The organism is Clostridium sp. DJ247 (genome assembly GCF_014231265.1).
The window spans coordinates 121,697-133,225 of the sequence record NZ_JABAIW010000004.1; the positions used below are offsets into that span (position 1 = coordinate 121,697).

The window sequence follows — 11,529 nt, forward strand, 5'->3', positions numbered from 1 at the left end:
ATATGAATATAGTGTTATAATAACCATATATAAATATAAAAACTAAAAGTTACTAAAATTTTATGTTACAAAATTTACTGAAGAGAGAGGGTGAACGTTATTAAGTTAACACCAAGACAAGAACAGATAATACAGTTTGTGAAAGAACATGAACCGATAACTAGTGAACAATTAGCATCAAAATTAGGCGTTACAAGAGCTGCATTAAGACCGGATTTGGCTATACTTACCATGACAGGTATATTGGAGGCAAAGCCAAAAGTAGGTTATATATATTCACAAAAACCCTCTTATAGCATAATTTATGATTATGTAAGAAACGTTATAGTAAAGGATATCATGTCAAACCCAGTAGTTGTTGATGAAAACACTACTGTATATGACGCTATAGTGCATTTGTTTCTAAATGATGTAGGAACTTTATTTGTAGAAAATTCTGGAGTTTTAACTGGGGCTGTTTCTAGAAAAGATTTCCTCAAAATAGCTATGGGTGGAACTGATATGCATAAAGTACCAGTGGGCATTATAATGACAAGAATGCCTAATATAATATTTGTAGAAAAAGAAGATACGGCTTATTCCGCGGCGCAAAAAATTATGGAACATGAAGTTGATAGCTTACCAGTTATAGAAAAATCAATTGTTGGTGATAGAGAAGTTCTTAAGATTATTGGTAAGGTTTCTAAAACTAATATAACTAGACTATTTGTAAAGATGGGTGGAACAGGTTAAGTAAACGGATAGAAATATCCGTTGACATATATATTAAATACTATAAAAAGGGGATGTTACTTGTATGGAAAGTAAAAAATATGTTTACCTCTTTAATGAAGGCAATGCAAGCTTAAAGAATCTACTTGGAGGCAAGGGTGCAAACCTTGCGGAAATGACTAATTTAGGTATACCTGTGCCACAAGGATTTACTATATCCACAGAGGCATGTATAAAATACTATGAAGATGGAAAAGTCTTATCAGAAGACATTATTGGTCAGGTATACTCAACATTAACTAAAGTTGAAGATATCACAGGCAAAAAGCTTGGTTGTGTTGAAAATCCTTTACTGGTTTCAGTTAGATCAGGAGCTAGAGCTTCAATGCCTGGAATGATGGATACTATTTTAAATTTAGGCTTGAACGATGAAACAGTAGAAGGGTTAGCAAAGTTAACTAATAATGATAGATTTGCATATGATTCATATAGAAGATTTATTCAAATGTTCTCAGATGTTGTTATGGGGATAGAGAAGAGAAATTTTGAGGATATACTTGACGAAGTTAAGGAGTCCAAAAATGTTAAATTTGATACTGATTTAAATGCTTCAGATTTGAAAGATATAGTTAAGAGGTTTAAAAATTTATATAAAAAAGAACTTGCAAAAGAATTTCCACAAGATCCTAGGGAACAACTTCGTGAAGCTGTTACAGCAGTATTTAGATCTTGGAATAATCCAAGAGCTATAGTTTATAGAAGATTAAATGATATACCTAGCGATTGGGGAACAGCTGTTAACGTACAGTCTATGGTATTTGGAAACATGGGAGAAACATCAGGAACAGGAGTTGCATTTACAAGAAATCCAGCTACAGGTGAACGAGAAATATTTGGGGAATATTTAATAAATGCGCAAGGTGAAGATGTGGTTGCTGGAATAAGAACTCCCTTACCAATAACAAGAATGCAGCAGGATTTACCGAACTGTTATAAACAATTTATTGACATAGCGAATAGATTAGAGAAGCATTATAAGGATATGCAGGATATGGAGTTTACAATTGAGCAGGGTAAGCTATACTTTCTTCAAACAAGAAACGGAAAAAGAACTGCTCAAGCTGCATTAAAGATATCTGTAGATATGGTTGAAGAAGGTCTTATAACTAAAGAAGAAGCAATGCTTAATGTTAACCCTAAGCAACTAGATTCCCTTTTGCACCCAAATTTTGATCAAGAAGAGATAATAAATGCACAAGTAATAGCTAAAGGGCTTCCAGCATCTCCAGGAGCTGCTTGTGGTAAAATATATTTTACGGCTGAAGAAGCAAAAGAACATCACGAACAAGGTGAAACGGTTATCTTAGTAAGACTTGAAACTTCACCAGAAGATATAGAAGGTATGGTAGCGGCTGAGGGTATCCTTACTGTAAGAGGAGGAATGACCTCACATGCGGCAGTTGTAGCTAGAGGTATGGGAACGTGCTGCGTAGCTGGCTGTGGAGAAATAAGAATAAATGAAAATCAGAAAATATTTGAAGTTGGGGGAAAGATATATAAAGAGGGAGATTATATATCCTTAGATGGCAGTACAGGCAATGTTTATGGCCAAGCAATTAAAACGGTTTCACCTGAAATCGGTGGTTATTTTGGAGTATTTATGAATTGGGCTGATGAAATAAGAACAATGAAGGTTAGAACTAATGCAGATACTCCTAAAGATGCGGAACAAGCTATAAAATTCGGCGCAGAAGGTATAGGCTTATGTAGAACTGAGCATATGTTTTTTGATGAGGATAGAATTACAGCAGTTAGAGAAATGATACTTTCAAAGACACAGCAGCAAAGAATAAAGGCACTGGAAAAATTATTGCCAATGCAAAAAGAAGACTTCATAGGAATTTATGAAGCTATGGAGGAAAGACCTGTTACAATTAGATTTCTAGATCCACCATTGCACGAATTTTTGCCTCATGAAGATGAAGATATAAGAGACTTATCTAAAGAAATGGGTATATCCTTTGAAGAGCTTAAGGAAACTGTTCAATCTTTACATGAATTTAATCCAATGATGGGTCATAGAGGATGCAGATTAGCTGTATCCTATCCAGAAATAGCTGAAATGCAAACTAGAGCTGTAATAGAAGCAGCAATAGATGTTAGAAGAAGAAAGGGATATAATATAGTTCCCGAAATAATGATACCCCTTGTTGCGGAAGTAAAAGAATTAAAATTTGTTAAAGATATAGTTGTAAGAGTTGCTAATGAAATAATAACTAAAGCTGAAATAGATATGGAGTATTTAGTCGGTACTATGATTGAAGTACCTAGAGCTGCTGTTACAGCGGATGAAATAGCCAAAGAGGCACAGTTTTTCTCATTTGGTACCAATGATTTAACACAGATGACCTTCGGCTTTTCAAGAGATGATGCTGGCAAATTCTTAAAAGATTATTATAATGAGAAAATATATGAATTCGATCCATTTCAAAAATTAGATCAAAATGGAGTGGGTAAGCTAGTTAAAATAGCTGCTGAACTAGGAAGAAAAACCAGATTAGATATTCACCTTGGAATATGTGGTGAGCATGGTGGAGATCCATCATCCGTTGAATTCTGTCACAGCATAGGTTTAGATTATGTGTCCTGTTCTCCGTTCAGGGTACCCGTAGCTAGACTTGCTGCTGCTCAAGCTCAGGTTAAGAATCCAAGATAAAGCTTAGTACCCATAAAGTAGTATAAATATAGATTAAAATAACTTATACGTTAGGTGTTTTTAGCTATAAATACTAGGAAAAAGTAAGAGATATTGTTGCTTAAAATCAAAAAACTGATTTTAGGTGCAATATCTCTTTTTTATATTAAATTTGTGTTCTGAAATATTTTTTTAGATAAAAATAGGATATTTTAGAACAGTTTTTATAGTCTAATTATGGAACACTTATTATCTAGAAAATTGGTGATAAAACTAAAAATTAATGTTATAATGGAATAAATGTAATAAAATGATTAAAAATATACTGTATTGGTTTTGGCGGTGATTTTATATAAAAATTGGGTATATACGAGGCAGTAAAACGTTAATCGGGATATGGCGAGGACCCCGCTTTTTGATGTAATGCTAGTATTGCAGAACAATGAGGAAGTGCGATATGAGTTAAAAGGAATTGAAATTGAATACATAAATACAGGAAGCAAGATATCGAAATCTGATTTATCTTTTAATATATATGAATATGATGAGTTAGCGGTGGAGTTAGAATATTGTACGGCACTGTATAGGCAAGAAAGCGCCAGAAGGATTCTGGATCATTATATAAAGATCCTAGAGCAGATAACAGAGAGGGCGGAAAGTAAGATAGAGGAGCTGGAGCTAACGACGTAATCAGAGAGGAAGCTGATATTGGGAAAGTTCAATGACACGTATGCTGAGTGTCCGAGGTATAAGACTAGTTGTAAAAAGCATTTTTGAGTTAATTAAATTAAAAATTTTATCATCAGGCGCAGAAAATGGCAGTTCTCAAATTCTCCCTCATGGTGCTTTCGCATGTTCTTTCATCTATTTTAACTTTGTCGAAACTTTAAGTAATATTAAGCTAAAAAAATCTACGATTATAATAGGGAGGTCATAATAGATGTCACAAAAGATTGATTCATTATTTATCTATGAAAAAATAATAGATATTGTTGCTTCGAATATCAATTCGGAACAAGAAATCAGTTTAACACAGAAAATGGAAGATTAAAGTAGCAAAGTAAACTGTTCAGGGCGAGATGCTAATTACATTCCATTTATTTTGCGCGTAGTGGGAGAACACTCTTCTAGCTTCCTCAGACCATTGATTTTAAGGAGTTCGCATTTTCGTGGAAACTCAGACAGGATTAGGGGGTAGAATTTAATTTGCTAAAGTTAGTAAGATTTTTAAAACCTTATCTGCCATATATAATAGCGGCTCCTTTATTCATGTTATTAGAAGTGCTAATGGATATATATCTGCCCCGGCTTATGGCCGACATCGTTGATGTAGGCATTGTAAACAGGGATTTTGATTATGTACTCAAAATGGGTGTATACATGGTGATAATATCTCTTATAGGAGTTGCAAGCGGTATGGGCGGCATTATTTTTTCAACGCTTGCCGGGCAGTATTTTAGCAGGGATGTACGTTCCGCACTGTTTAAGAAAGTGCAGGGTCTGTCTTTCACTAATGTGGATAAACTTTCTAACGCTTCGATAATAACTCGTCTAACTAACGATGTCACGCAGATACAGCAGATTGTTATGACACTGTTGAGTATGATGGTACGTGCATCGCTGTTAATTATTGGCGGTATTGTTATGGCATACAGCTTGAATAAAGAGCTTGCTTCTATCTTTTGGGTTATCATACCTTTTATAATTTTGATTTTGATTGTAACTATTATAAAAGGACTTCCGTTGTTTAAGGCCTCCCAGGAAAAACTTGACCGGCTGAACCTCGTTGTTCGGGAAAATTTGGCGGGTGTCCGTGTCGTGAAAGCTTTTATGCGAGAGACTCTGGAGAAAGAGAAGTTTGGAGCCGCAAATAAAGATTTAAAAGCAATCAGTTTCAAAACTATCAAGGTGGCTATAGTTCTGTCTCCGGCTTCCATGACAATTATGAATTTGTCCATTGTTGCGGTACTATGGTTCGGAGGTATGCGCGTAAGTGGCGGCTCGGTCAGCGTAGGAGTTATAATGGCGTATATCAATTATTTAACGCAGATACTTGCCTCCGTGGCAATGTTAAGTAATATGATCGTCAGCATATCAAGGGGCAAGGTGTCTGCCGACCGAATTAATGAGGTATTAGATACAAAAGTTGATATTATTAGCCCAGCTGCTCCTTCCGCCAGGGTCACGGGACACGGCGAAGTGGAGTTTAAAAGCGTTTTGTTTCGCTATCCCGAATCAACAGGGAATCCGGTGCTTACAAACATCAGCTTTTCTGTAAAAAGAGGTGAAACAGTAGGGATATTAGGGCAGACTGGTGCGGGAAAAACTACGCTAGTAAGTCTGATACCCAGGCTTTATGATGTGTCGGAGGGCGCTGTACTGGTAAACGGCCTGGATGTTAGGGAATATGACCTTGAAAGCCTCAGAAAACGGATCGGCTTTGTATTACAGCAATCCATATTGTTTAAAGGTACCATTAAAGAAAATATAAAATGGGGAAACCCAGACGCCACGGACAATGAAGTGGAAGAAGCGGCAAGAATAGCACAGTCCCATGAGTTCATTCTACAACAAGAAAACGGATATAATACTGAAATAAAGCAGGCAGGCATCAATTTGTCAGGCGGTCAGAAGCAACGCTTGGCAATAGCAAGGGCATTATTAAAAAAGCCTGAGATATTGATATTGGACGATTCTACCAGTGCTGTGGATACAGTAACCGAAGCCCGGCTGCAAAAGGCTATGCGGAATGAATTTGGTAATTGTACGAAATTTATCATCGCGCAGCGCATTTCTTCCGTTATTAAAGCGGATAAAATAATTGTGTTGGAAGGCGGAGCGATAACGGCTATTGGCAGTCACCAGCATCTTTTGTATACCAGTGAGGTATACAGAGACATCTATTCATCCCAAGAGAAAGAGAAGGTGTTGGTAAATGAGTGACAAAAGGCAGGATAAATCAAATAGGGGTTCGGGGTCGGGTGGCCTTAGAATGGTAGGTCCCGGTATGATAACGTCGGCTCAAAAACTAAAAAATCTGAACAATACCGTAAAAAGATTATGGGGTTATTTGAAAAAGAGTTTACTTATATTTATAGTGTTGTGCATTGTGATTTCTACGCTGTTTGGTCTGTGGGGATCGTATTTGATAGGTATCGCCATTGATGATTATATCTTGAAATCGGATTTTTCCGGCCTGTTCGGAATTCTAACGCTGCTAACGGTTGTATACTTAATTTCTAGTCTGCTTTCTTATTTGCAAACGTATATTTCGGCTTATATCGCTCAAGACACCGCGGCGCATATTCGTGGAGATTTGTTTGCCAAACTCCAGAAATTGCCCCTGCGTTTTTTTGATTCTAAAACACACGGCGAAATTATGAGCCGGGTAACAAACGATATTGATAATGTCAGTAATATGCTGAACACGAGCATTGCGCAAATTGTATCGAGCGTTGTCACAGTTGTTGGCACATTAGCATTTATGCTGTACATCAATCCTCTTTTAACGCTGGTTTCATTTATTATGATTCCAATGGTGATGTTAACAACAAAAATGATTACCAAGCCCGCCCTTAAATATTTTGAAAAAAATCAAAAGACATTAGGTGAATTAAATGGTAAAATCGAGGAAAATATTTCTGGACATCATGCTGTCAAGGTCTTTTCCCATGAGAATATCGAAATCGATGCCTTTGAAAAAATTAATGACGAGTTTAACAAAGTGGGCATAAGGGCGCAAATATATTCGAGGATCATGGGGCCGGTAATGAATATGCTGAATAACATCAGTTATGTGCTATTAGTTGCAATAGGCGGCATACTCTGTTTAAGGGGGTATTTTGAAGTGGGTATAATTGCCAGTTTTACGATATATTCGAGGCAATTTACCTGGCCTCTTTTGAAGCTTGCAGAGCAATTCAACATGATCCTCTCTGCAGTGGCGGGTGCGGAACGGGTATTTGAAGTCCTAGATGAAGAAACGGAGCCGGAGGACAGCAACGACGCAGTGATTATAGACGATTTACGTGGCAGCGTAACGCTTACGGATGTAAGTTTTGGATACGCAGTGGAAAGGCATGTTTTAAAGAATGTGAACCTTTATGCAAAACCAAGTCAAACAATTGCACTAGTAGGTCCCACTGGAGCGGGCAAAACGACTATTATCAACCTTCTATCACGCTTTTACGACATCGGCAGTGGAAACATTGCCATCGACGGCATAGATATAAAGAAGATTAAGCGTAGTTTTCTGCGTTCAGCTTTAGGGATTGTGCTTCAGGACACCTATTTTTTTGCAGGTACTGTAAAAGAAAATATCCGTTATGGCAGGCTCAACGCTACGGATGATGAAATCACCGAAGCCGTAAAATTAGCAAACGCCCATGAGTTCGTCAGGCGTCTCCCCCACGGCTACGATACAGAATTATCGGAGAATGCTAACAACCTGAGCCAAGGAGAGAAACAAATGCTAGCCATCGCACGTACTATACTCGCAAATCCTTCCATTTTGATACTGGACGAAGCTACGTCCAATGTTGATACCCGTACTGAACGTAAGATACAGGAAGCAATGTTAAATTTAATGAAAAATCGAACATGCTTTGTGATTGCCCATAGGCTTTCTACTATAAAAAGCGCTGACCTTATAGTGGTCATTAACAATGGCGAAATTGTGGAACGCGGTAGCCATGAGGAACTTTTGGAAAAGAAAGGGTTTTACTATAATTTATATTTTAATCAGTTTAATGGTGAGGAGATTTAATCGGTTCTTTCTAAAATCAGTTTGAAAATTAATCCGGTTATAGAAATTACATTTTTGTATTGCAACCATGAAGCACTTTGATTAACCTCATCATATGAAGACATTGTTTGAGTGTATATCCCTGCATCATTAAAATCTGCAAGGTAACTTGGATCAATTGTTAAGATATGAGGATTTTTTAGCCCGGGTTGATGAACTTGGTTTGAAGAGCCAATGGAAGAGAGACATTCTTCTGGGCTAATAAATCATACTGTTAAATTGGGTCCCCGAGAAATGGATGATAGGCAAAAATGATATAAGCTGTGAGGAAGCTCGAGAGGAAATTTTAGATGTTGGAATGGTAATATGGGAAAATCTGAGTCGTTCTGGATTGGAAAGAATATTATTTCGTGGGTATCCATTGTAGTACTTTCACGTTTTACTATATGGTAAATTATTAATACTATGTTACGTAATAGTTAGAAATCATGAAATACAATACATTTTCCTCAAAACTAAAAGGAATAGAAGATAAGTTAAAGGCACTAAGATAATTTTTAAATAATAGGACATGTTATAAGCTATTATATTAGGGGTGAAGAAAATACATGTATAATAATAAGGAAGGAATTTTTCATTAAGTTTATTAGATACATATTTTGATTATTCGGATATAGATACAATAAAAACAGAGTTCTCATGTATAACAAAAAAGTGTATCATAATACTAAAAAAGTGGGTTGGTCTATTAGGATTGCAGCAGCACAGGCAGAAGTTAAAAATCCAAGAAAGTAGGCTAAAAAGCTCCTATGAGTAAAATCATAGGAGTTTTTTAGTCTATATAGATAACTTCAACTTAAATTTAATTTATGCGTAGGGATATATTACCAATGTTGAAGTCACATTTAAATATTTTTTATTATTCTTAGCGAAAATTTGATAAAAAATCTTAGAACTTTAGATATGTTTGAGCATAGCGAGTTTATCAAAGTTCTTAGATTTTTATCAAATTTGAGCTTTAGACTAATTAAAAATATTTAACGTGACGAAACATGGTAATATATCTCGGAGTATAAATTAAATTTCGGGCGTGGTTGTCTATAGCTAAGTTATTCTAATCTGAAATCTATTTTCTATGAATTTTCCTAACTTCAGGATAAAATCTAAGTGTTCTTTATCTGCTTGAGTAGCTTTTTCAAGCAAATAGAAAAAGGAATTGTGATTACACTTTACCATGTTATTGTAATAATCTCTTGATATCCTCCAAAACTTTTGTGGAAAAGATAAATAAGCAAGAATATATTTATATTCATCTAAATTGAGTATGTTGGTATTCTCATATACATTAAGACATTGTAATGCAAGATCTAAATCCCAATTAGTCTTTTCTCTTTTTAATAGTCTTCTTAAGAAGTATGATATATCATGTGTACAATAATCTATACAACATTTATCAAAATCGATAACCCATACTTTATTATTAGAATCAAATAGTATATTTTTGTTAACATAATCTAAATGGCATAATGAAAGACTTAAATTTCTAACATTTATACTAGAAGAAACACGTACAGAAATTTCAGATAGTAGTAAGTTTGTTTCAAAGTGTTGTAAAAATAGTTTTGAAAACCTATCGCCATATTTAAAAGCAGAATTTGAGCAGGAAAGTAGTTGTTGAAAGTGTTTAGTTACCGAATAACGAATATCTTCTTCACCTTTTCTTATCTTACTTTCATTTATGGGATTGAAATTTTTACATACATAATGCATATGAGATAAGTTATTTATAGAAGCCAATACATGTTCTTTTTTATCATAGCTGCACTTTACTCCGTTTATCCATGGTGTTAGTATAAATAGCATGTTATTATATTCAACAAATCTTCCCCTGTCCTTAGTAGGAAGGATTTTAGGAACACATATATTATTCCTATGTAACCATTCTATTGCTGAATAAATGAAGAGTAATTCTTCTTTTGAGAAGTAAACCTTTTTCAAGCAATAAGTATTATTCAGATAATCTAATTTATACACAGCTCTTTGTTTATCTGTATCTTTAAATTTTATTCTAGTTAACTGAGAATTCTCCAGATTATACTCAGGTAAAACGTATTTTTTTATATTTTCTTCAGATAATAAATCTAAACTATATTCCTTAGCCGCATAAGGCATTGAAAACACTCCTCAAAAACCTATTTCCATATATAATATTATAAAATCTACTACAATATACATTAAAAAAAGGAGTTTTGTATAGGTATATAGAATAATCTTATAAGGTGATTTATATGATTTTAAGAGAAAAGATAGAGAATAATGAAAAGATAATGTTAATATCACAAGCAGCCTTCTCTTCGAGTACAAAAGGAAGAAGTATCTCTGAGGAGGATGATGAAGTAACCCAAATAGCTAAAACTATAGGTAAGGGAATTGGATTAAATGAGGATTTGATAGAAGCTATTGCATTAGGTCACGATATAGGACATGTTGCTTTTGCTCATAATGGTGAGGAAGTACTAGATAAATTACTTCCAGCTGGTTTTAAGCACAATGAAAATAGTATAAGAATCCTAACTAAAATAGAGGAGCAGGGATTGGGACTGAATTTGACTAAAGAAGTTTTAGATGGAATTTTACATCACAGTGGCTTTTCAAATTCTACAGCACAAGCATTTACTTTGGAAGGGCAAGTAGTAAGGTATAGCGATAAAATAGCTTATGTCAATCATGATATAGATGATTCAATAAGAGCAGGATTGTTAAGAAAAGAAAAACTACCAAGTCACCTAATAAAATTATTAGGTGATACGGAAGGAAAAAGAATAGGTACTTTAGTAAAAGACTGCATATATACAACCTTACACAATATCAATAAAGGTATAGTTAGAATATCATTAAGTGATGAGATTGGGGATGCTTTATCAGAACTTAGAAGTTTTATGTTCAAAAATATATATCTAGGAAAAGTTCTAAAAGCAGAAAGAGATAAAGCAAAATTTATATTAGAGCAAGTTTTTGGTTATTTTTTAAAAAATCCTCAAGAAATGCCAGAGTTTTATATAAGTATTGTTGAAAAAGAGGGCCTATATAGAGGGGTTGCTGACTATATTTCTGGTATGAGTGATGACTATTGTTTAATAACATTTAACAATATATATGTACCTAAAATAGTTATATATTAGGAATAATTTTTTTAAGTAAATGGGTAAAATAACAAGTGTACTGTTTACTAAGATTATAAAAATTGTCATACATTTTTAAGATAAAATAAATATTATATAAAAATTTAGTTATTGAAGGATATTCAACAATTATAAAGAATATAAATATATATTGCAAACTAAAAATAAAAATATTTAATTTTGCAGAAGGAATGTAG

The 11,529-nt window shown here is 34.5% G+C and carries 7 protein-coding genes; 6 read left to right on the plus strand and 1 reads right to left on the minus strand.

All coding sequences use genetic code 11. The annotated features are described in order from the left end of the window. Positions 1 to 90 precede the first annotated feature (90 nt). The 5 genes from HGI79_RS03140 (at position 91) to HGI79_RS03160 (ending at position 8,171) form a co-directional block, all read left to right on the plus strand. Positions 91 to 732, plus strand: a complete 642-nt coding sequence (locus HGI79_RS03140) for a helix-turn-helix transcriptional regulator (RefSeq protein ID WP_185649194.1) — start codon at positions 91 to 93, stop codon at positions 730 to 732. Positions 733 to 796: 64 nt separating this feature from the next. Beyond that, entirely contained in the window at positions 797 to 3,427 is a 2,631-nt protein-coding gene (gene ppdK / locus HGI79_RS03145) for a pyruvate, phosphate dikinase (RefSeq protein ID WP_185649193.1), read from the plus strand. Between the two features lie 375 nt (positions 3,428 to 3,802). Beyond that, positions 3,803 to 4,096: a condensation domain-containing protein gene (locus HGI79_RS03150; RefSeq protein ID WP_185649192.1), complete on the plus strand. Its 294-nt coding sequence runs from the start codon at positions 3,803 to 3,805 to the stop codon at positions 4,094 to 4,096. Between the two features lie 516 nt (positions 4,097 to 4,612). Beyond that, on the plus strand, positions 4,613 to 6,349 hold the full coding sequence (locus HGI79_RS03155) for an ABC transporter ATP-binding protein (RefSeq protein WP_185649191.1): 1,737 nt from the start codon (positions 4,613 to 4,615) through the stop codon (positions 6,347 to 6,349). Positions 6,350 to 6,398: 49 nt separating this feature from the next. Continuing rightward, positions 6,399 to 8,171 carry an ABC transporter ATP-binding protein gene (locus tag HGI79_RS03160; RefSeq protein ID WP_241428129.1) on the plus strand — a complete coding sequence of 591 codons (1,773 nt, stop codon included), beginning with the start codon at positions 6,399 to 6,401 and terminating at the stop codon, positions 8,169 to 8,171. Positions 8,172 to 9,254: 1,083 nt separating this feature from the next. Here the strand turns inward: HGI79_RS03160 and HGI79_RS03165 are convergent. Further along, positions 9,255 to 10,322, minus strand: a complete 1,068-nt coding sequence (locus HGI79_RS03165; RefSeq protein WP_185649189.1) for a CotS family spore coat protein — start codon at positions 10,320 to 10,322, stop codon at positions 9,255 to 9,257. Between the two features lie 116 nt (positions 10,323 to 10,438). Between HGI79_RS03165 and HGI79_RS03170 the strand changes: the two genes are divergently transcribed. Further along, entirely contained in the window at positions 10,439 to 11,332 is an 894-nt protein-coding gene (locus HGI79_RS03170) for an HD domain-containing protein (protein WP_185649188.1), read from the plus strand. Positions 11,333 to 11,529: the final 197 nt, after the last annotated feature.

Bases quoted from the DNA above. Each gene is read 5' to 3' on its own strand.
- ppdK (WP_185649193.1), top strand. From the start codon at position 797: ATGGAAAGTAAAAAATATGTTTACCTCTTTAATGAAGGCAATGCAAGC.
- HGI79_RS03150 (WP_185649192.1), top strand. From the start codon at position 3,803: ATGGCGAGGACCCCGCTTTTTGATGTAATGCTAGTATTGCAGAACAAT.
- HGI79_RS03160 (WP_241428129.1), top strand. From the start codon at position 6,399: ATGGTAGGTCCCGGTATGATAACGTCGGCTCAAAAACTAAAAAATCTG.
- HGI79_RS03165 (WP_185649189.1), bottom strand. From the start codon at position 10,322: ATGCCTTATGCGGCTAAGGAATATAGTTTAGATTTATTATCTGAAGAA.
- HGI79_RS03170 (WP_185649188.1), top strand. From the start codon at position 10,439: ATGATTTTAAGAGAAAAGATAGAGAATAATGAAAAGATAATGTTAATA.